22 protein-coding genes are annotated in these 20,784 nt (G+C 63.3%); 17 read left to right on the top strand and 5 right to left on the bottom strand.

Annotated elements, in window-relative coordinates; genetic code table 11:
• Nucleotides 1–28: 28 nt before the first annotated feature.
• Nucleotides 29–406 (top strand): GFA family protein, encoded by a 378-nt coding sequence (locus LB545_RS10590; protein WP_140514715.1) that lies wholly within the window; start codon nucleotides 29–31, stop codon nucleotides 404–406.
• 6 nt (nucleotides 407–412) lie between these two features.
• On the opposite strand, the gene LB545_RS10585 is transcribed toward LB545_RS10590, so the two are convergent.
• Nucleotides 413–1,771 carry an NAD(P)-binding domain-containing protein gene (locus tag LB545_RS10585; RefSeq protein ID WP_224705001.1) on the bottom strand — a complete coding sequence of 453 codons (1,359 nt, stop codon included), beginning with the start codon at nucleotides 1,769–1,771 and terminating at the stop codon, nucleotides 413–415.
• A gap of 262 nt (nucleotides 1,772–2,033) precedes the next feature.
• On the opposite strand from LB545_RS10585, the gene LB545_RS10580 reads away from it, so the two are divergent.
• Nucleotides 2,034–2,756 (top strand): helix-turn-helix domain-containing protein, encoded by a 723-nt coding sequence (locus tag LB545_RS10580; RefSeq protein ID WP_140497887.1) that lies wholly within the window; start codon nucleotides 2,034–2,036, stop codon nucleotides 2,754–2,756.
• Between the two features lie 112 nt (nucleotides 2,757–2,868).
• On the top strand, nucleotides 2,869–3,237 hold the full coding sequence (locus LB545_RS10575; protein WP_224705000.1) for an endonuclease domain-containing protein: 369 nt from the start codon (nucleotides 2,869–2,871) through the stop codon (nucleotides 3,235–3,237).
• A gap of 121 nt (nucleotides 3,238–3,358) precedes the next feature.
• Here LB545_RS10575 and LB545_RS10570 read toward each other — a convergent pair whose 3' ends face one another.
• Genes LB545_RS10570 through LB545_RS10555 form a run of 4 tightly spaced genes read right to left on the bottom strand, consistent with a single transcriptional unit; the run spans nucleotide 3,359 to nucleotide 7,141 of the window.
• Nucleotides 3,359–4,399 (bottom strand): heme-dependent oxidative N-demethylase family protein, encoded by a 1,041-nt coding sequence (locus tag LB545_RS10570; protein WP_140497883.1) that lies wholly within the window; start codon nucleotides 4,397–4,399, stop codon nucleotides 3,359–3,361.
• A 9-nt stretch (nucleotides 4,400–4,408) separates the two neighbouring features.
• Entirely contained in the window at nucleotides 4,409–5,374 is a 966-nt protein-coding gene (locus LB545_RS10565; RefSeq protein ID WP_140497881.1) for a PDR/VanB family oxidoreductase, read from the bottom strand.
• Nucleotides 5,371–5,967 (bottom strand): dimethylamine monooxygenase subunit DmmA family protein, encoded by a 597-nt coding sequence (locus tag LB545_RS10560; protein WP_140497879.1) that lies wholly within the window; start codon nucleotides 5,965–5,967, stop codon nucleotides 5,371–5,373. Before LB545_RS10560 ends, LB545_RS10565 begins: the two co-directional genes overlap by 4 nt.
• 40 nt (nucleotides 5,968–6,007) lie before the next feature.
• The gene (locus tag LB545_RS10555) at nucleotides 6,008–7,141 is read right to left on the bottom strand and encodes an aminomethyltransferase family protein (RefSeq protein WP_140497877.1); all 1,134 of its coding nucleotides are present in this window, start codon (nucleotides 7,139–7,141) and stop codon (nucleotides 6,008–6,010) included.
• Between the two features lie 283 nt (nucleotides 7,142–7,424).
• Here LB545_RS10555 and LB545_RS10550 point away from each other — a divergent pair, with 283 nt between their 5' ends.
• From LB545_RS10550 to LB545_RS10485, 14 genes are all read left to right on the top strand, one after another.
• Nucleotides 7,425–7,706 carry a hypothetical protein gene (locus LB545_RS10550; protein WP_140514705.1) on the top strand — a complete coding sequence of 94 codons (282 nt, stop codon included), beginning with the start codon at nucleotides 7,425–7,427 and terminating at the stop codon, nucleotides 7,704–7,706.
• A 14-nt stretch (nucleotides 7,707–7,720) separates the two neighbouring features.
• Complete coding sequence (locus tag LB545_RS10545; RefSeq protein WP_140497873.1) at nucleotides 7,721–8,098, top strand: hypothetical protein; 378 nt, start codon at nucleotides 7,721–7,723, stop codon at nucleotides 8,096–8,098.
• Between the two features lie 14 nt (nucleotides 8,099–8,112).
• Nucleotides 8,113–8,274 (top strand): hypothetical protein, encoded by a 162-nt coding sequence (locus LB545_RS10540; RefSeq protein WP_140514703.1) that lies wholly within the window; start codon nucleotides 8,113–8,115, stop codon nucleotides 8,272–8,274.
• Between the two features lie 14 nt (nucleotides 8,275–8,288).
• The gene (locus LB545_RS10535; RefSeq protein WP_140514701.1) at nucleotides 8,289–9,692 is read left to right on the top strand and encodes an APC family permease; all 1,404 of its coding nucleotides are present in this window, start codon (nucleotides 8,289–8,291) and stop codon (nucleotides 9,690–9,692) included.
• A 43-nt stretch (nucleotides 9,693–9,735) separates the two neighbouring features.
• Entirely contained in the window at nucleotides 9,736–10,425 is a 690-nt protein-coding gene (locus tag LB545_RS10530; protein WP_181170958.1) for a hypothetical protein, read from the top strand.
• A complete protein-coding gene (locus LB545_RS10525; protein ID WP_140497867.1) occupies nucleotides 10,422–10,751 on the top strand; it encodes a hypothetical protein in 330 nt (109 codons plus the stop codon). Before LB545_RS10530 ends, LB545_RS10525 begins: the two co-directional genes overlap by 4 nt.
• 87 nt (nucleotides 10,752–10,838) lie before the next feature.
• A complete protein-coding gene (locus LB545_RS10520; RefSeq protein WP_140685240.1) occupies nucleotides 10,839–11,735 on the top strand; it encodes a class II glutamine amidotransferase in 897 nt (298 codons plus the stop codon).
• A 4-nt stretch (nucleotides 11,736–11,739) separates the two neighbouring features.
• On the top strand, nucleotides 11,740–12,471 hold the full coding sequence (locus LB545_RS10515; protein ID WP_140551135.1) for a GXGXG domain-containing protein: 732 nt from the start codon (nucleotides 11,740–11,742) through the stop codon (nucleotides 12,469–12,471).
• A 6-nt stretch (nucleotides 12,472–12,477) separates the two neighbouring features.
• A complete protein-coding gene (locus tag LB545_RS10510) occupies nucleotides 12,478–13,806 on the top strand; it encodes an FMN-binding glutamate synthase family protein (protein WP_140514697.1) in 1,329 nt (442 codons plus the stop codon).
• Nucleotides 13,807–13,869: 63 nt separating this feature from the next.
• Nucleotides 13,870–15,177, top strand: a complete 1,308-nt coding sequence (gene glnT / locus LB545_RS10505) for a type III glutamate--ammonia ligase (RefSeq protein WP_140497861.1) — start codon at nucleotides 13,870–13,872, stop codon at nucleotides 15,175–15,177.
• 35 nt (nucleotides 15,178–15,212) lie between these two features.
• On the top strand, nucleotides 15,213–16,466 hold the full coding sequence (locus LB545_RS10500) for a sarcosine oxidase subunit beta family protein (RefSeq protein ID WP_224704999.1): 1,254 nt from the start codon (nucleotides 15,213–15,215) through the stop codon (nucleotides 16,464–16,466).
• A gap of 10 nt (nucleotides 16,467–16,476) precedes the next feature.
• Nucleotides 16,477–16,752, top strand: a complete 276-nt coding sequence (locus tag LB545_RS10495; protein WP_140520863.1) for a sarcosine oxidase subunit delta — start codon at nucleotides 16,477–16,479, stop codon at nucleotides 16,750–16,752.
• A gap of 235 nt (nucleotides 16,753–16,987) precedes the next feature.
• The gene (locus LB545_RS10490) at nucleotides 16,988–19,966 is read left to right on the top strand and encodes a sarcosine oxidase subunit alpha (protein WP_411971079.1); all 2,979 of its coding nucleotides are present in this window, start codon (nucleotides 16,988–16,990) and stop codon (nucleotides 19,964–19,966) included.
• On the top strand, nucleotides 19,959–20,585 hold the full coding sequence (locus tag LB545_RS10485; RefSeq protein ID WP_224704997.1) for a sarcosine oxidase subunit gamma: 627 nt from the start codon (nucleotides 19,959–19,961) through the stop codon (nucleotides 20,583–20,585). The genes LB545_RS10490 and LB545_RS10485 overlap by 8 nt, the downstream gene beginning before the upstream one ends.
• Nucleotides 20,586–20,784: the final 199 nt, after the last annotated feature.

The following is a 20,784-nucleotide window of genomic DNA, read 5'->3' as shown; positions in this document are numbered from 1 at the left end:
AGCGGCGAACTTATCAAGGGAGGAAGACATGACCAGCAGGATTGCTCGCTGCACCTGTGGCCAATTGCAGATCCGCTGTCCGCAACAGCCGGCCAAAATATCGCTTTGCCACTGCCTGGATTGCCAGCGGCGCACCGGCAGTCCGTTCGGGATAGCGGCTTTCTTCGATGCCGACGCGATCGACATCGACGGCTCATCCCAGACATTCCGGCGCAATTCCGACAGCGGCTTTCCCGTCACTTTCCACTTCTGCGGAAACTGTGGCTCGACGGTGTTCTGGTATCCGTCGCGCAAACCGGAGGCGGTCGCTGTCGCGGTCGGCTGTTTCGCCGATCCGTCTTTCCCTGCGCCGACGCAAGCCGTCTACGGCGAAAGCCGCCACGACTGGGTCGTGTTGCCGGCCTGAAAGCCGCTACTCCGCCGCGACGCCCTTCACCTCCAGATAGCTCTCCATCGAATCGTCCAGCGCCTGCAGCCAGGGCGTATGGTGCAGCGGCGCCATGGTGCCGGTCATCAACGAGCGGTAGGAATGGTCGCGGAAGCTCATGATGTCTTCCACCTTGTGATGCTCCCATTCCATGAAGGTCTGGTTGACCGCCTCGACGTCGAAGCCGGGATAGTCGGTCTGGTCCATCAATTCCTTGGTGTAGTCGCCCTGGAACCAGATCATCTGCTCGGCGTCTTCCAGCGTCTCCTCGCGCGCCCGCCATCTGGCACCGTGCTCGGCCATTGCCTGCGCGGACGGCAGCTTGATGCGGCCCATGATGACGTCGCGCGCGTACCAAGCCTGCGCGTCGAACATGTTGAAAGTGTAGAACTGGTCCTGCATGCCGATGTAGAAAAGCTTCGGGTTCTTCTCCCAAACGACGCCTTCATAAAGATCCAGCGGCCACATGCGGTTGGCGGTCTTGAGCTTCAGGTCGTCGGTGAGGAAGGGGAAGGAATGGAGATAGCCGGTGCACAGGATGATTGCGTCGATATCCTTGGTTGAACCATCCTTGAAATGCGCGGTCTTGCCGACGACCTTCTGCAGCAGCGGCACCTCTTTCCAGTTCTCAGGCCATTTGAAGCCCATCGGCTTGGAGCGGTAGCTCGAGGTGATCGACTTCGCGCCGTATTTGTAGCATTGCGAGCCGATGTCCTCGGCCGAATAGGAGCGTCCGATGATCAGGATGTCCTTGCCCTTGAATTCCATCGCGTCGCGGAAATCGTGGCTGTGCAGGATGCGGCCGTTGAAGGTCGAGAACCCCTCGAAATAGGGAACGTTTGGCACCGAGAAATGCCCGGACGCGACGACGACATTGTCGAACTCTTCCGAATAGGTGACGTCGTTGGTGCGGTCATGCGCGGTGACGGTGAATTTCTTCGTCTCGTCCGAGAAGGTCACCATGCGCACAGGACTGTTGAAGCGCACCCATTTGCGCACGCCTGACTTTTCGACGCGGCCCTTGATGTAGTCCCACAGCACGGCGCGCGGGGGATAGGAGCCGATCGGCCGGCCGAAATGTTCCTCGAACGTGTAGTCGGCGAATTCCAGGCATTCCTTCGGCCCGTTCGACCAGAGATAGCGATACATCGAGCCGTGCACCGGATCGCCATGTTCGTCGAGGCCGGTGCGCCATGTATAATTCCACAGGCCGCCCCAGTCGGACTGTTTTTCGAAGCAGACGATCTCGGGAATGCCTGCCCCTTTGTCGGCCGCCGACTTGAAGGCCCTGATCTGTGCTAGGCCGGACGGTCCGGCCCCGATGACGGCAACGCGAGTGTTCATGTCCGGGCCTCCATTTTTTTGATTTCCCCAGCGAAACAAATTTCACTGCCAGTGACAGTAATTGGCCCTCCGGCACTGTCAACAGCCATCTGCGGGAACGGCGTTTGCGCACGGCGGATTCCTGGCGAAGAACCCGCATTGCCCGAAATCGCGGGATTGGCGCATGCGGCATAAGACGGCTTGCCGACGCGGCTGCGCTCATGTATCGCCACCGAATATGTTCACCTTGAGTGAAATAAATCCGCGAAGTCCGGGGGGCGACATGGCGAAAAACGCTTCAAATCCAAAGGCCGGTGCTGGAGCCGGCGGCGCAAAGGCAAAGCCGCTGCCAAAGGTCTCAGTGGACGGGAAGACCATCCGCGCGCCGCTGACACAGAACCCGCACGCCATCCGCGACACGCGTGAAAAGGTGCTGGAAGTGGCGATCGGCCGCGAGGTGCGCGCGTTCCGCAAAAAGCTCGGCATCACCGTCGCCGATCTGGCGGTCGCCACCGACATTTCGCTGGGCATGCTGTCGAAGATCGAGAACGGCATCACCTCGCCGTCGCTGACCACTTTGCAGGCGCTGTCGCGGGCGCTGGGTGTTCCCGTCACCGCCTTCTTCCGCCGCTTCGAAGAGGAGCGCAGCGCCGTTTTCGTCAAGGCGGGCGAAGGGTTGGACGTCGAGCGCCGCGGCACGCGGGCCGGCCACCAGTACAATCTGCTTGGTCACATCGGCTCGAACACCAGCGGCGTCGTCGTCGAGCCCTATCTGATCACGCTGACCGAGGATTCGGACGTGTTCCCGACCTTCCAGCACGAGGGCATGGAATTCCTCTATATGCTCGAGGGCGAGGTCGTTTACCGACACGGCAGCAATCTCTATCCGATGAAGCCCGGCGACAGCCTGTTCTTCGACGCCGACGCCCCGCACGGACCGGAGCAACTGACGAAACTGCCCATGCGCTATCTGTCGATCATCTGCTATCCGCAGAGCGCGGGGTAAGGGGACTCGATTTCCTTGTTTACAGCATTGGCGATTGGCGAAAGCCGAAGTGGCATCCGATCTCCCCCCTTGAGGGGGAGATGTCCGGCAGGACAGAGGGGGGCGAACCGCGATGACGCATAATCTCGTATCCGCCAACAACCGCCGCAATGCGCGCAGGATGCGCAAGGTGATGACCGACGCCGAACTCAAGCTCTGGAATGAGATCAGGGCACATAGGTTGATGGGACTGGGGTTTCGGCGCCAGATGCCTATCGCCGGCCATATCGTCGATTTTGCATGCCCGGACAAAAAGCTGATCGTCGAGCTTGATGGTTCCCAGCATGGCCAAGCCGAAGCGTTGGAATTGGACGCTGCAAGAACCGCCAAGTTCGAAGCCCTGGGCTGGACCGTCCTGCGCTTCTGGAACGACGATGTTATCCGCGACATCGACAGTGTCTGCCAGCATGTCGTGATTGTGGCCGGGCTGGGCGGCGGGTGAGTTTCGCGGAGCGTTAGAGGTTGGACATTGGGCAAGGCCTGCGCTCCACGGCGCCCCCCTCTGCCCTGCCGGGCATCTCCCCCTCTTGGGGGGAGATTGGCTGCTTGGAGGGCAGCGTCAATCAATCCGGCCCGAATCCCGGGCTCGTCGCACTGCCATCATCCAATTTCGACAGCCACTCGACCAGTGTCGGGCGGTAGCGCGTCAGCCCCTTGTAGGTGGCAAGCTCCTCGGGCAGGTCGCGGACGACGCGGTGCAGGCGGCGCGCCCATTTCGGTTGCGTCACCAGCTCGTCCATCTTGATCAGGTAGCAGCGGATCGGGAAGACGATGGCGTTGGAGCGCGGCAGGCGCCAGAAGCTCTGCAACTCGACGCGCAGATGCACCTTGTCGCCGACATTGTCGGGCGTCACCGTCGCCCGGTCCGGGCCCCATTTGTGATAATTCTCGGGGCTGGTGTCGAGGCGCGGATTGACGGTCATGGTCCAGTTCAGGCGACGCGCCGGCTTGCCCTGCTGGATGTTGATGAGGAACTTCAGCGCCCTGACGAAAATCCCCTTTTCATGTGCCAGCGGTACCGGCGCGTGCCACTCGAAGAAGTTCATGCCGATGTCAAAATCGAGCGACCAGTCGGCCTGGGTGGTGACCATTCCGGCATCCATCCAAAGATTGCCGTCGCGCTGATCGAGGATGCAGAAATCGCCCTGGCTCTGGCGGGTGATGTACTCCATCGGCCCGTAAGGCAGCGTCGTTGTGTCGCCGAAGGTGAAGGTGTCGTCGATGCCGAGCGGCCGGTTGATCCAGCGCCAGCGATCGCCGTCTCGGGTCAGCGTGAAATGCTCGGGATAGCCCAGCGCCTGCTGCTCCATCAGAAGTTCGAGCAGATCCCAGCCGGCGAGCGTCATGTGCGGCAGCGACTGGCAGCGCAACGGATCCTCGGCCAGGACCAGAGCGCGGTCCTGCATCTCGGCGACATAGTGCTCATCGACATCTATCAGGTTTTCCAGCACGCTGCCCTTCGGACCGACGACATGCGGCTCGATGTTGACCGCATACATGTAGCTGTCTTCATGGAACGGAAACGGGAACCGCCTGATGTGCTCAGGGCTGTTCCTGAAGGTGAAGTCGTCGCGAAACGTTTCCTTGCGAAAGGTGATGCCCAAGCTCGCCTCCTATCTTTCCAAGACCAGCGATTTGCCTTCGAAGCGCGACACGCACGGCATGATCTTGCAGCCGGAGCGATGATCTTCCTCGCTCAGCCAATGGTCGTTGTGGATGAACTTGCCGTCGGACGCGATGACGTTGGTTTCGCATTGGCCGCAAACGCCGCCGCGGCAGAGATAGGGCGGATCGACGCCGGCCGCCTCGATCGCCTCGAGCAGGCTCTGCTGCTCGCCGACCCGGATGCTCTTGCCGCTGACGGCCAGCGTCACATCGAAGGGCAATCCCGGTTGCGGCGCCGCGAAATGCTCGAAATGCACGGTCTCCGGTGGCCAGCCAAGCGCGGCGGCGCGCTCGCGCACCCAGCCGATCATGCCTGCCGGACCGCAGACATAGAGATGCGTGCCGAGCGGCTGCGACGACAGCAGCCGGTCGAGGTCTATGCGTTCCCCGCGGTCGTCGTGATAGAGCCGGACCCGGCGGCCGTAGCGCTGTTGCAGCACATCGGCATAGGTGCCGAGCGAAGCCGTGCGGCAGGTGTAGTGCAGTTCGAAATTGCCGCCCTCGCCTGCCAACTGCGCGGTCTGGGCCATGAAGGGCGTGATGCCGATGCCGCCCGCCAGCATCAAATGTTTCTTCGCCCGGAGATCGAGTGAGAACAGATTGACTGGATAGGAGATCACCATCTCCAGGCCGGGCTTGACGCTCCGGTGCATGAAAAGCGAGCCGCCCCGGCCGACATCGTCGCGACGTATCGAGATCGTGTATTCGCGCGTGTCGAGCGGCGAGCCCATCAGCGAATAGGGATTGAGCCTTGTGCGGTCGCCGTCGCGCATCTCGACCACGACATGGGCGCCGCCTGAAAAGGTCGGCAACAGCTCGCCGTCGCGGCGGCGGAAATGAAAGCGGGTGACCAGCTCGTTGACGGGCACAACATCGCTGACGACGACGTCGAGCTTGGTGGTGCCGGTGCTCATCGGAAGACCTCCTCGAACGGAGGAATTTCGCTGCGATCCTCGGCATTGATGCAGACGCCCTGGAACGCCGCCAGCCGCCGCGAATAGTGGTCGCGTACCAGAAGTAGCAGGCCGCAATGCGAGCAGGTGGCGGGTTGCGTCGTTACATTCTCGGTGATGCCCTTGCAATGCACGCACTGCACGCGGCGCGCCAGCGAGCCGCGATGTTCGGTCTGGATCGCGGTGTGGTCGATGCCGGCATCGAGCGCCACCTGCATGGCCTGGCCGATCAGCCCTTCGGTACCGGCGAGATAGAGGCGCAGGCCCATATGCGCGTTATCAAGCGTCTGTTTCAGCCGCGGCAGCAGACTGGCGAAGGACGGCGCCTGGTGGAAGCGCGCCGGTTTCAGCGCTTCGAGAGCGGCGACTTGCCTGTCGTCCGGCCCGGGAATGAAGACGATCTCGGCACCGTCGAAGAACCCGTCCGGAGCCGTTTTGGCCATGTCCGCTATCGCGAGCGCACCCTCGGCATCGGCGATGAAAAGATGGTGCTTGCCGGGCTGCGGAGACAAGGTTCCGTAGACGGGCCGGCTGATGATCGACTTGGCTGCCATTCTCTGCTTCGTGCCTCGAACCCTCGCCTTCGACTATGCCTCAGCCTTTCGCCGTGCGCTTGGTCTTCTTTGGGTCGTCGAACGGCAATGGCTGCGCCGTCGCCTTGATCGATCCGCTCCTGTTGCGGATCTCGAGCCTTGTGTCCTTGACGGCGCAGTCGACGTCGAGGCGGGCGATGCCCATCGATTTCTCGACGAGCGGCGAATACATGGCGCAGGTGACGACGCCGACTTTCTTCCCATCGCGATAGACCGGGGCGCCCTCGTCGGCCGGCTCCTTGCCGTCGAGCAACACGCCATAGATCTTGAAGCGCTCCTTGCCCTTGAGACGGTAGTGCTCCTCGGCGCCGCGAAAGCCGGTCTTGCCCGGGCTGACGGTGAAGTCGAGGCCGAGTTCCCACAGCGTGTCGCCGGGGCCTTCATTCTCGAACGGATATTTCTGCGAATTGTCGTAGGGATAGAACAGGAGATAGCTCTCGACGCGCAGCATGTCGAGCGTGGTGAAGCGGCACGGGATGATGCCGGCGCTCTTGCCCTCGTCGAGGATCCTGTCCCAGATCGTGCCGGCATCCTGGCCGCGGCAGAAGATTTCATAGCCGCGCTCGCCGGTATAGCCGGTGCGCGAGATCATCACCGGAAAACCGAAGAGCTGCGTCTGCATGTGATGGAAATAGTTGAGGTCGCGAATGCCCGGCACGTGCCTGGCAAGATAGTCGACCGCCGCCGGCCCCTGCAGCGAGAGGTCGTGCAGATTGTCGTCGAAGCGCAGCGACACGTCCCTGCCCATCGCCGCCCGCTGCAACTCCTCATGTCCGGTTCCCGAGCCATGCACCACCATCCAGCTATTCGGCCCGGTGCGGTAGAGGATGCAGTCGTCGGTGAATTTTCCCGCCTCGTTGAGCATGCAGGCATAGGCCGATTTGCCGGGATAGATTTTTTCGACGTCGCGCGTGGTGGCGAGATCGATGAGGTGCGAGGCGTGCGGGCCTGTGATGTGGACCTTCTTCAGGCCCGAGACATCCATCAGCCCGGCTTTGGTGCGGATAGCGATGTATTCCTCGTCGGCATCCTTGTCGTAGGTCCAGGCGGTGCCCATGCCGCTCCAGTCTTCGAGTTTCGAACCCAGCGCGCGATGGCGATCCGCCAGGGTTGAAAATCTCCAGGATGCCGTCATCCGATCCTCCGTTCGATATTTTGATTATGTTCCCTGCTCCTGTGCGCGCGGGCTGGAGCTTTGAGCGAATATTGATCGCAAACGCGTGGGGCCTGCAATCCCCTGAAAGCAAATAATTTCATTGTCAGGCAAAATTCGTCATCCGAACAAGGCGGTTAACTCTGCGTAAATTCGCCTTGACAATTTCCGAATTCGGTCTGAATTTATGAAAAAAATTTCACTCTCTTGAAAGAGAACGGCGGGCGGTGGATTCGGAACCGGACGTCGAAAAAGGGGAAAACCGATGTCAGACCTGCAGCAGCGCATCGAGGCGCTGTACCGTTCCGACTTGCGCGGATCCGCGCTCCTGATCGTCTGCCTGTGGGCGACGATCCTCTTCGTCCTCTTCATGACATGGCCGCATATCCCGCATGACGGCATCAAGGCCGTCGTCGCGATTGCCGCCGCCGCGGTGCTGATCTTCAACACGGCGGCGATCCTGGCCATGGTCAACCACTACAAGGAAGACAAGGAGTTCATCTACGGGCTCGACATCAAGAATTACGACCGCAACCGCAAATCCTGAGAGGGGAGAGAAGCATGTCCCGCTACACGCCGCCGCAACAGAGCAAGGCCGGGCAGGTCTTCGATATCGCCGTCGTCGTGGTCGCCATCTTCGTGGCGCTGTGGCTGCCGCTGAAACTGGGATTGGCGGGAGCAGCCAAGTCCATCGATGCGCTCGACGCCAAGACTTGGGAGGCGCTCGGCCAGAACCCGACCATGGCCTCGATCTGGGAAAGGCTCGGCTATACGCCCGAGACCGCGCACGACATCATCCAGAATCGTTTCCACTACATCATCGACTGGCCGACGCTGGTTGTCATGGCAGCCGTGTTGATCGGTTATTTCGTGTTCCTGTTCCGGGCATCCGACCGTGAATATCGCGACGTCATCAACGAGAAGTTCGACGAGAAATAATCCGGGGACAGACCATGTGGATAGTACTCTCTTACGCATGCTGGGGCATCTCGATCGTGCTTGCGCTGTGGATGCTCTACGATTGGTTCAAGGTCGATACGACCTACTCCGAGGATATGCTGACGTCCTCGCGCGAAGGCGAACTTGAAGCCGCTTCCGAAAAACACCGGATCTGAGTGGGGATTGATCGATGACGGTCGTGGTTGAAACTGCGGGTTCGGCAACAAATGGCGACAGGGTCTCGCTGCTTCGGGTGCTTGGCCCGGCCCATGTCTGGGCGTTGGGTGTGGGCATCGTCCTGGTCGGCGAGTTCACCGGCTGGAATTTCTCCGCCGACAAGGGCGGCGCGCTTGCCGCGCTGATTGTCTGCTGGGTCGTCGGGCTGCTCTATACCTCGGTCGCCATGATCGATTCCGAAGTGACGTCGACGGTCGCCGCCGCGGGCGGCCAATATGCGCAGGCCAAGCACATCGTCGGGCCGCTGATGGCCTTCAACGTCGCGCTGTTCCTGGTCTTTGCCTACACGATGCTCGAAGTGTCGGACGCCATCCTGCTCGGCGACACGATCGTCGCCAAGGCGGGCGTCGAGGGTCTCACCCACAACTCCTTCATCGCCGCCACCATCGTCGTCCTGGCATGGCTCAACTATCGCGGCGTGCTGATGACGCTCAACGTCAACTTCGTCATCACCGCGATCGCCTATATCTCCATCGTCATCCTGTTCTTCTCGGTCAGCCCGTGGACGCAAGGCGCGGTGCTGAAGCTCAACGAATTGGTCACCCCGGACAATGCGCTGCCCTATGGCTGGATCGGCGTCATCGCCGCTTTCCAGTTCGGCATCTGGTACTATCTCGGCATCGAGGGCACCACGCAGGCGGCCGAGGAAGTGCGCTCGCCCGCGCGCTCGCTGCCTTATGGCACGATGGCCGGCATGATCACGCTTCTGATCGCCGCCGCCATGACCTGGTATGTCTGCGCCTCGCTGATGCCCTGGGAATATCTCGGCATCACTTATTATCCGCTGTGGGACGCCGGCAAGCTGACCGGCAACCCGCTGCTGGAAAACCTGCTGTTCATCGCCACGCTGCTTGCCGCACTGGCGTCCGCCAATGGCTGCATCAACGACGCGGCGCGCGCCTGGTTCTCGCTCGGCCGCGATCGCTACCTGCCGAGCTGGTTCTCGGCGGTGCACCCGAGATACCGCACGCCCTACCGCTCGATCCTGTTCCTGCTTCCGATCGCGCTCGCCTTCGCCTTTATCGCCGACCTCAACCAGGCAATCACCTTCTCGATCCTGTCCGGCGTGCTGCAATATACGTTCATGAGCATCAACATCATGATGTTCCGGAAGAAGTGGCCTCTGGGTTCGATCCGCCGCGGCTACACGCATCCCTTCCACCCGCTGCCGGCGATCGTCTTGTTCTGCCTGTGCGTGGTCACCTTCTTCGCGATCTTCCTCGGCTTCGGCTCGCAGCTCATTGCCATGGTCGCGTTCTATTTCCTGATCTCGCTGTGGTTCCATTTCTATCGCTACAAATTCGTGCGGCGCGGCGACCAGTTCACCATGCCGTGGCCGAAACCGCAGGGCTATTGATGGGAGTAGGCCCGTCCGAATTGGGCGGGCCTGGCATGACGAAATGTCCGAGGTGACGTCAGCACTGCTTGCCGGGGCGGCTGTCCTGGCTCTCGTCCTGCACTTTGCCTGGCTGGCACGCCGCAGCCGCAACAGGGCTGCCGTGGCGCGCGCCGCCGACCAGGCCAGCATCCGCGCCGTCATTGCCGACGCCGAAGATGTCTCGGACGGTACTGCCGGCGTCATCACCTGGGAAGGCTCGTGGAATGGCCAGCGCGTGCAGTTGCGCACCATCGTCGACACGCTGGCGACGAGAAAGCTGCCGGCGCGCTGGCTCAGCGTATCGATAACGGAGAAAACAGCCGTGCCCGGCACGTTCGACATGATGATGCGGCCGGGCTCGCCGACGACATTCTCCAATTTCGACCATCTCGACCACACGCTGCCGAAGGCGCCCGGCTTTCCCGCCGAGGCGGTGCTTCGAACGGACCGCAGAGGCGTGCGCTTCCCGCAAAACATCATCGCCGACCATCTGGAGCCCTTTTCAGAAGGACGCGCCAAGGAGCTACTGATCACGCCAAAGGGTGTGCGTATCGTCTGGCTGCTGGCCGAAGCCGAGCGGGCCCGCTACGGTGTCTTCCGGCAAGCCGCTTTCGGTGACGCGCAAATCGACCCGGCGCTGATCTCGCGGCTGCTCGTATCCCTTTCGGGACTGCGCGACGCGATCAACAGGAACGAACGGAAAGCGGCATGACCGGCGCAACCCCCTCGCCCGGACCTACCAGCCCATATATCGTCCTGGGCGCGGCAACCCTGCTGCCGGGCAGCGGCCACGTCATGCTGGGCGTTCCGACGCGCGGCCTGCAGTTTCTTTTCTTCATGGTCATCCTGGCCTGGGTGACGGCGAAGATCGCCCCGCCCGACGCCAGCTTTGTCGGCCGCCACGCCGGCGGCTTCCTGATCTATGCGCTGTCGATCCTCGACGCCTACAAAATGGCTCGTATCCGGACCGCCAAATGGGCCCATTCCATGCGCCGACAAGGCGATGGGCCGCCGGATGGGACAAAACACAACGCGTAACGAGAGGAATATTTTTTTCATACCAATTGAATTCCCCGAACTCATTCGATACATCATTTTTTAGCTACAAAGGGTCTGGAGGCTGGCATGTGCGGAATCGTTGGACTTTTCCTCAAGGACAAAGCGCTGGAGCCGCAGCTCGGTGCGATGTTGTCGCAGATGCTGGTATCGCTCAGCGATCGCGGACCCGACAGCGCCGGCATCGCGATCTATGGCGCGCCGTCCCGCAACGAGGCCAAGATCACCATCCAGTCGCCGAGGCCGGAGCGTGATTTCCGTGGACTGGACGCCGAACTCACCAAGGCGCTCGGCGTGCCGGTGAGCGTCATGGTAAAATCGACGCATGCCGTCATCAGGACCACGCCCGAAAAGGTCGATGCCGCGCGTGAGACCATCCAGTCGCTCAGGCCCGACATCCGCATCATGGGTGCCGGCGAAGCCGTGGAAATATACAAGGAAGTCGGCTTGCCCGAGGCTGTGGTCGACCGCTTCGACATCCGTGGGATGACCGGAACGCATGGCATCGGGCACACCCGCATGGCGACGGAATCGGCGGTGACGACGATGGGCGCGCATCCGTTCTCGACCGGCGCCGACCAGTGCCTGGTGCACAATGGCTCGCTGTCCAACCACAACAACGTTCGCCGCGAACTGGTCCGCGAAGGCATGAAATTCGAGACCGAGAACGACACCGAAGTGGCGGCCGCCTATCTCTCCTCCCAGATGGCGCATGGCAAGAACCTCGGCGAGGCGCTGAAGGGCACCCTCTCAGATCTCGACGGTTTCTTCACCTTCGTCGTCGGCACCAAGAACGGCTTCGGCGTGGTGCGCGACCCGATCGCCTGCAAGCCCGCCGTGATGGCCGAAACGGACCAGTATGTCGCCTTCGGCTCGGAATATCGCGCGCTGACCAAACTGCCCGGCATAGACAATGCGAGAGTCTGGGAACCGGAACCCGCAACCGTCTATTTCTGGGAGCATTGAGTTCATGCCGGCAACAAAACTTTCAACCGCGGCGGCGAGCGACCATGCCTCCCGGGTGTTCGACCTGGACCAGATGTCGTTGCGCGAGCTCAACCAGGCACTGCACAATCTGACGCCAGGCTCGAACGAGACCGCCTGGGAAGTGTTGAACCCGAAGGGCAGCCATTCGGTCGCCGTCGGCGTCGACCAGCCGGTCAGCATCGATGTGCGCGGCAGCGTCGGCTATTACTGTGGCGGCATGAATTCCGGCAGTGCCATCACCGTGCATGGTTCGGCGGGACCCGGCGTCGGCGAAAACATGATGTCGGGGTCGATAACAGTCAAAGGCGACGCCAGCCAGTATGCCGGCGCCACCGGCAAGGGCGGGCTGCTCGTCATCGAGGGCAATGCGTCCTCGCGGTGCGGCATTTCGATGAAAGGCATCGACATCGTCGTGCACGGCAATATCGGCCATATGTCGGCCTTCATGGCGCAGTCCGGCAATCTGGTGGTGCTGGGCGATGCCGGCGACGCGCTCGGCGATTCCATCTACGAGGCACGGCTGTTCGTGCGCGGCAAGGTCGACAGCCTGGGCGCCGACTGCATCGCCAAGGAAATGCGGCCCGAACACCTGGAACTGCTGCAGGGCCTGCTCGATCGTGCCGGCGTCACCGGTGTCAAGCCGTCTGAATTCAAGCGCTACGGCTCGGCGCGCACGCTATACAATTTCAATATCGACAACGCCGACGCGTATTGAGGCAGCATGACCTATCGCAACCCGCCGACGACGCCGCGCAAATCCGCGACTTTCGACGACTACACGCTTTCCGAGATCCGCCGCGCCGCGGCCACCGGCATCTATGACATCCGGGGCGCCGGCGCCAAGCGCAAGCTGCCGCATTTCGACGACCTTCTGTTCCTGGGCGCATCGATCTCGCGCTATCCGCTCGAAGGCTATCGCGAGCGCTGCGACACATCAGTCGTGTTGGGCTCACGCCATGCCAAGAAGCCGATCGAGCTGAAAATCCCGATCACCGTTGCTGGCATGAGCTTCGGCTCGCTGTCGGGCCCGGCCAAGGAAGCGCTCGGGCGCGGCGCGACGCTGTCGGGCACCTCGACCACGACCGGCGACGGCGGCATGACCGAGGAAGAGCGCGGCCATTCCAAGCAGCTCGTCTATCAATATCTGCCGTCGCGCTATGGCATGAATCTGCGCGACCTGCGCCGCGCTGATGCCATCGAGGTCGTCGTCGGCCAGGGCGCCAAGCCCGGCGGCGGCGGCATGCTGCTCGGCCAGAAGATCTCCGATCGCGTCGCCGAGATGCGCACGCTGCCCAAGGGCATCGACCAGCGCTCGGCCTCGCGCCATCCCGACTGGACCGGGCCGGACGATCTCGAGATCAAGATTCTCGAACTGCGCGAAATCACCGACTGGGAAAAGCCGATTTACGTCAAGGTCGGCGGCGCCCGCCCCTATTACGACACAGCGCTGGCGGTGAAGGCCGGCGCCGACGTCGTCGTCGTCGACGGCATGCAGGGCGGCACGGCGGCGACGCAGGAAGTGTTCATCGAGAATGTCGGCCAGCCGACGCTCGCTTGCATCAGGCCGGCGGTGCAGGCGCTGCAGGATCTCGGCATGCATCGCAAGGTGCAGCTGATCGTCTCGGGCGGCATCCGCAACGGCGCCGATGTCGCCAAGGCGCTGGCGCTCGGCGTCGACGCGGTCTCCATCGGCACGGCTGCCCTTGTCGCGCTCGGCGACAACGATCCCCGCTGGGAGGCGGAGTACAACGAGCTCGGCACCACATCAGGCGCCTATGACGATTGGCACGAGGGCCGCGACCCGGCCGGCATCACCACGCAGGATCCCGAACTGATGAAGCGGGTCGATCCGGTGGCCGCCGGCCGCCGGCTGGCGAACTATCTCAAGGTGATGACGCTGGAGGCGCAGACCATCGCCCGCGCTTGCGGCAAGAACAGCCTGCACAATCTCGAACCCGAGGATCTCGTCGCGCTCACGATCGAGGCCGCCGCGATGGCCGGCGTGCCGCTGGCCGGCACCAACTGGATACCGGGGAAGAACGGCTTCTGATCAACAAAGGGCCGAAGGCCATATGCTCTAGGGCCAACAATCGACAAAAAATGGGGAACTTCCGTGACAGTTGATCTTGCAGAGTTCGCAAGGGCGAAAAACGTCAAATATTTCATGATCTCCTACACCGACCTGTTCAGCGGGCAACGCGCCAAGCTGGTGCCGGCGCAGGCGATATCAGATATGCAGAAGGATGGCGCCGGCTTCGCCGGTTTCGCTACCTCGCTCGACCTCACGCCGGCACATCCCGACATGCTGGCGGTGCCGGATCCGAATTCGGTTATCCAGCTGCCCTGGAAGCCTGACGTCGCCTGGGTCGCCGCCAACTGCATCATGGACGACAAGGAGGTCGACCAGGCACCGCGCAACACGCTTAAGCGACTGATCGCGGAAGCCGCTAACGACGGCATGCATGTCAAGACCGGCGTCGAGGCGGAATTCTTCCTGATCTCGCCCGACGGCAAAACGATCTCCGACGAATATGATACGGCGGCGAAACCATGCTACGACCAGCAAGCGTTGATGCGCCGCTACGACGTCATCGCCGAGATCTGCGACCACATGCTGGCGCTCGGCTGGGGCGCCTACCAGAACGACCACGAGGATGCCAACGGCCAGTTCGAGATGAACTGGGCCTTCGACGATGCGCTGGCGACCGCCGATAAGCATTCTTTCTTCAAGTTCATGGTCAAGTCGATCGCAGAGAAACACGGCCTGCGCGCCACCTTCATGCCCAAGCCCTTCCAGGGACTGACCGGCAATGGCTGCCATGCGCACATCTCGGTGTGGGACAAAACAGGCAAGACCAATGTCTTTGCCGACAATTCGATGGAGCTCGGCCTGTCGGCCAAGGGCAAGAACTTTCTTGGCGGCATCATGAAACATGCCTCGGCTCTCGCCGCCATCACCAACCCGACCGTCAACTCCTACAAGCGCATCAACGCCCCGCGCACCATTTCAGGCGCCACCTGGGCGCCAAACACGGTGACCTGGACCGGCAACAACCGCACCCACATGGTGCGCGTGCCCGGCCCCGGCCGTTTCGAGCTGCGGCTGCCTGATGGCGCGGCCAACCCTTATCTGCTGCAAGCCGTCATCATCGCCGCCGGCCTCGACGGCATCCGCTCCAAGGCCGACCCCGGCAGGCGCTACGACATCGATATGTACCAGCACGGTCACACGGTGGAGGGCGCGCCGAAATTGCCGCTCAACCTGCTCGACGCGTTGCGCGAATTCGACAATGACAAATCGCTCAAGACGGCGCTGGGTGAGGAATTCTCGTCGGCTTATCTAAAGCTGAAGCACCAGGAATGGAATTCCTATGCTTCGCACTTCACGCAATGGGAGCGCGACCACACGCTGGACATCTGACCGGCGCAGCGTGCGAGCGACCTCGGAATGAACGTATGAAATATTCGATCTTCTCGCTCGCCCGCGCCGCCTTCTCCGGCCACAAGAACTGGCAGCGCACCTGGCGCGACGCCAGCCCGAAGGACCGCTACGACGTGGTGATCATCGGCGGCGGCGGCCATGGCCTGGCCACCGCCTGGTTCCTCGCCAGCGAGTACGGCATCAGGAATGTGGCCGTGCTGGAAAAGGGCTGGATCGGCTCCGGCAATGCCGGCCGTAACACCACCATCATCCGTTCCAATTACGGCCTGCCCGGCAACACCGGCTTCTACGAATTATCGATGAAGCTGTGGGAGCGGATGGAGCAGGACCTCAACTACAACACGATGGTCAGCCAGCGCGGCGTCATAAACCTCTATCACTCCGACGCGCAGCGCGACGCCTATGCGCGGCGCGGCAACACGATGCGCATCAACGGCATCGATGCCGAATTGCTCGACCTTGCCGCGGTCAAGAAGATGATGCCGTTCCTGAATTTCGACAATGCGCGCTTTCCCGTGCAAGGTGGGCTCTTGCAGCGGCGCGGCGGCACGGCGCGGCACGACGCGGTGGTCTGGGGCTACGCCCATGCGGCGAGCGCGCTCGGCGTCGACATCATCCAGAATTGCGAAGTGACGGGCTTCGTGCGCGACGCCAACGGCAAGGTGACCGGCGTCGAGACCTCGCGCGGCAAGGTCGGCGCCGGGAAAGTCGGCATGGCCGTCGCGGGCTCCTCCTCGCGCGTCGCCGCGATGGCGGGCCTGCGCCTCCCGATCGAAAGCCATGTGCTGCAGGCCTTCGTCTCCGAGGCGATCAAGCCGCTCATCCCCAATGTGATGACGTTCGGCGCCGGCCATTTCTACGTCAGCCAGTCGGACAAGGGCGGCCTGGTCTTCGGCGGCGACATAGACGGCTACAATTCCTACGCCCAGCGCGGCAATTTGCCTGTGATGGAAGACGTCTGCGAAGGCGGCATGGCGCTGATGCCGATGATCGGCCGCGTGCGCCTGCTGCGCCAGTGGGGCGGCATCATGGACATGTCGATGGACGGTTCGCCGATCATCGACAAGACGCCGGTCGACGGGCTCTACCTCAATGCCGGCTGGTGCTATGGCGGCTTCAAGGCGACGCCGGGCTCAGGCCTCGTCTTTGCCCACCTGCTGGCCCGCGACCAATCCCACAAGGAGGCCGCCCGCTTTCGCCTCGACCGGTTCCGGTCTGGTGCGATGATAGACGAAAAGGGCCAGGGCGCCCAACCGAACCTGCACTGAAGGCCCTGCCATGCGCATCACCTGTCCCTTCTGCGGCGAACGCGACCTCGGCGAGTTCACCTATCTCGGCGACGCCAAGCCGATGCGTCCGGAGGCTGGCGCTTCGGAGGACGACGTCTTCGACTACGTTTACCTGCGCGACAATGTCGCCGGCGTGATGGACGAGAATTGGTACCACGGCGGCGGCTGCCGAGCGTGGCTGAAGGTCACCCGCAACACGCTGACGCACGAAATTTCGGCCGTGGAGCCGGCGGCGGGCGCCGGGGCGAGGCAGGTTGCGAAATGAATTTTTCTGTCCAGCTCAGCGCCGCGGTGAAGGCCGGTACGTCTTTACCTCCCCCTTGTGGGGAGGTCGGACCGCAAGTCCGGGTGGGGGTCGGCGCCGCGGGGGGGGGCGGGGGGGGGGGCGGCGCCGCCCCCCCACCCCGCTGCTTCGCAGCGACCCTCCCCACCAGGGGGAGGGTAAGAAGCGGCAGGGCGATGAGGGGCAGCGCGACGCCAGTGCATGGGGCTGCATCGTGATTTCCTCCCAGTCCAATCGTCTCTCCACTGGCGGCCTCGTCGATCGTTCGTCACCGCTGAGCTTCCGCTTCGATGGCAAGACGTTCTTCGGCTTCGAGGGCGACACGCTGGCGTCGGCGCTGATCGCCAACGGCGTCAAGCTGGTCGGCCGCTCGTTCAAATACCACCGTCCGCGCGGCATTCTGACCGCCGGCTCGGAAGAGCCCAACGCGCTGGTCGAACTGCGCACCGGCGCACGCCGCGAGCCGAACACCAAGGCCACGACCGCCGAGCTCTATGAAGGGCTCGAGGCCGCCAGCCAGAACCGCTGGCCGTCGCTCCATTTCGACGTGATGTCGGTCAACCAGCTCTTCGCGCCGATCTTCGTCGCCGGCTTCTACTACAAGACCTTCATGTGGCCGGCCAAATTCTGGGAGGCGATCTACGAGCCGGCGATCCGCCGCGCCGCAGGCCTCGGCCGCGCCGCCGGCGTTGCCGATCCCGACCACTATGACAAGGCCTGGGCGCATTGCGACGTGCTGATCGCCGGCTCCGGCCCGACCGGGCTTGCGGCGGCCCTTGCCGCCGGCCGCTCCGGCGCCCGCGTCATCCTGTGCGAAGAGGATTTTATTCCCGGCGGCCGCCTGCTCCCGGATGGCGGCACGATCGACGGGCTGCCGGCAGCCGAGTGGCTGTCGCGAACCCTGGCGGAACTCGAGGCAATGCCCGATGTCCGCATCATGACCCGCACGACGCTGTTCGGCGTCTACGATGGCGGCACCTATGGCGCGATCGAGCGGGTCAACGACCATCTGCCCTCGCCGCCCGAGCACCAGGTGCGCCAGCGCATGTGGCGCATCGTGTCCAGGCGTTGCGTCGTCGCGGCCGGCGCCCTCGAGCGGCCGGTCGTCTTTGCCGGCAACGATACGCCCGGCGTGATGATGGCTTCGGCCATGCGGACCTATGTCGCGCGCTATGCCGCCGCGCCGGCAAAACGCATCGCGCTGTTCACCAACAATGAGGATGGCTGGCGCACGGTCGAGACAGTACTCGGCGCAGGCTTGCAGATTGCGGCGGTCATCGACGCACGGCCTGACGTCTCGCCCGCCCATCGTTCGCTCGCCTCGAAGAGCGGCTTCCCGGTGCTGCATGGCGCCGTCAGCCGTGCGGACGGCGGCAAGGACGGTGTGAGGAAAATCTCCGTCTCTCTCACCGGCGGCGCGCGAGCCGAAGTGGAAGCGGACGGGCTTGCCGTCTCCGGCGGCTGGAACCCGGCGGTCGGGCTCACCTCCTATCATCGCGGCCGGCCGAAATGGCGCGACGACATCGCCGCCTTCGTGCCCGACGGAGCGCCTCCCGGCATGGTCGCCGCCGGTGCAGCCAATGGCTCGTTCGGTCTCGGCGCCTGCCTGGCGGGAGGGTTTGCAGCAGGCGCGGCGGCCGCGCTCGACGCCGGGCGCTGCGGCAAGGCCGGCACAGCGCCGACTGCCGATGACGAGGCGTTCTCGTTGACGCCGCTCTGGCATGTCGCCGGCAAGGGCAAGGCGTTCGTCGACCAGCAGCACGATGTCACAGCTTCCGACATCGAACTCGCACAGCGTGAGGGCTTTGAATCGGTCGAGCATCTGAAGCGCTACACGACGCTCGGCATGGCGACCGACCAGGGCAAGACCTCCAACGTCGCCGGCCTCGCCATCATGGCTGCGGTGTCGGGCAAGTCCATTCCCGAAACCGGCACGACGATCTACCGCCCGCCCTATATGCCGGTCGCGATCGGCGCCTTTGCCGGCCATCACCGCGACGAGACTTTCCACGCCACAAGGCTGACGCCCTCGCATCACTGGGCCGCCGAACAGGGTGCCGTCTTCGTCGACACCGGCCTGTGGAAGCGCGCGCAATGGTATCCGCGCACGGACGAGAAGGACTGGCTGGAATCCGTCACACGCGAGGTCAAGACGGTGCGTTCCGGCGTCGGCTTCTGCGATGTCTCGACGCTCGGCAAGATCGACGTGCACGGCCCCGATGCCGGCGCCTTCCTCGACCGCGTCTACATCAACACCTTCTCCAGCCTCGCCGTCGGCAAGGCGCGCTACGGGCTGATGCTGCGCGAGGACGGGTTCGTCTACGACGACGGCACGACCTCGCGGCTGGCCGAGGATCATTATTTCCTCACCACCACCACCGCCAAGGCCGGACTGGTGATGCAGCATCTCGAATTCTGCCGGCAGGTGCTGTTCCCGGAACTCGATGTGCAACTGACCTCGGTCTCCGACCAGTGGGCGCAGTTTTCGGTCGCCGGGCCGAAGACGCGTGATCTGCTGAAGGAGATCGTCGAGCCGGCCGAGGACCTGTCGAACGAGGGCTTCCCCTTCATGGGTGCACGCGAAGTCGCGCTGCGCGGCGGCATCAAGGCGCGGCTGTTCCGCATCTCTTTCTCCGGCGAAATGGCGTTCGAAATTTCGGTGCCGGCGCGCTATGGCGAGGCGCTCGTGCGCAATCTGATGCTGGCCGGCAAGCCGTTCGGCGTGACGCCATACGGCACCGAGGCTCTTGGCGTCATGCGCATCGAAAAGGGCCATGTCGCCGGACCGGAACTGAACGGCACGACCACGGCCGCCGACCTCGGCCTGGGCAAGATGATGTCGACCAAGAAGGATTTTGTGGGCCGCGTCATGGCCGGGCGCGAGGCACTGGTCGCGCCGGACCGGCAGGTCGTCGTCGGCATCAAGCCGACCGACAAGGCGCGGCGGCTGCGCTCCGGCGCGCACATCGTTCCGAAGGGCCAGACGCCCGGACCTGATAACGACCAGGGCTATGTCACCTCAGTCTGCTTCTCGCCGACATCGGATCAATGGATCGGGCTTGCTCTCGTGGAACGTGGTCGCGAGCGTATCGGCGAGGCCGTGCGCGCGCACGATCCGCTGCGCGCAGAGGAGTATGATGTCGAACTGTGCAATCCCGTCTTCTACGACCCGGATGGAGGGCGCCAGCGTGGCTGAATTTACCTGGGATGCGCGCAGCCCTCTCGACCGCACGCTGGTCGTCGGTCCGCGTGGCGCGCAGGGCGATACCGGCGTTTCGCTGACCGAGATCCGCAATTTCGACCTCGTGCAAGTGATGGCACGCCGCGGCAAGGCGGGTGACCTGACCAGGGCTGCGACGGCGTGTTTCGGCATTGCCGGTCCGGATGCGCCCAAGGCGGTGCGGATTGCGGACGCCACGCTGATCTGGTCCGGGCCGGATCAGTTTTTCGTGCTGTCGAAGAGTGGCAAGCACGGGATGAAGGCGCTTGCTCCTCTGCTTGCCGGATCGGCTTCGCTGTCCGACCAGTCGCATGCGCGGGCGCTGATCAGCATCTCCGGTGACAAGGCGCGGGCGATGTTGGCCAAGCTTTCATCGCTCGATCTGCATGCCGGTGTGTTCGCGGTCGGCTCTGCCGCCGCAACCTCGATGGATCACACCAGCGTCACGCTCTGGCGTGGGAATGATCGGGCGGACGGACAGGCGGTGTTCAACGTTCTGGTCTTCGCGACCTTTGCCGAGAGCCTGTGGCACACGATGCTCGATGCGGCGGCGGAATATGGTGTGGATATCAGCCATTCCGAGGAAGTGACGTAGCTTTGCGCACGCCCTTCCCTTCTCCCCTTGTAGGAGAAGGTGGCCTCGCGGAGCGAGGTCGGATGAGTGGCGCTCCAGCTTGGCAATGACGGCACGCCGTCACCCACCCCCTCAACCGTCTCGGCGCCGGGCACTGATCCACCGCCCTGGGGCGAGCCACGAATCTCGCCCCGTCCTTCGGACCCCACAAGGGGAGAAG

The sequence above is a fragment of the Mesorhizobium sp. BR1-1-6 genome, assembly GCF_020165355.1.
Lineage (GTDB): Bacteria > Pseudomonadota > Alphaproteobacteria > Rhizobiales > Rhizobiaceae > Mesorhizobium.
This window is presented reverse-complemented; position numbering and strand designations above follow the sequence as displayed.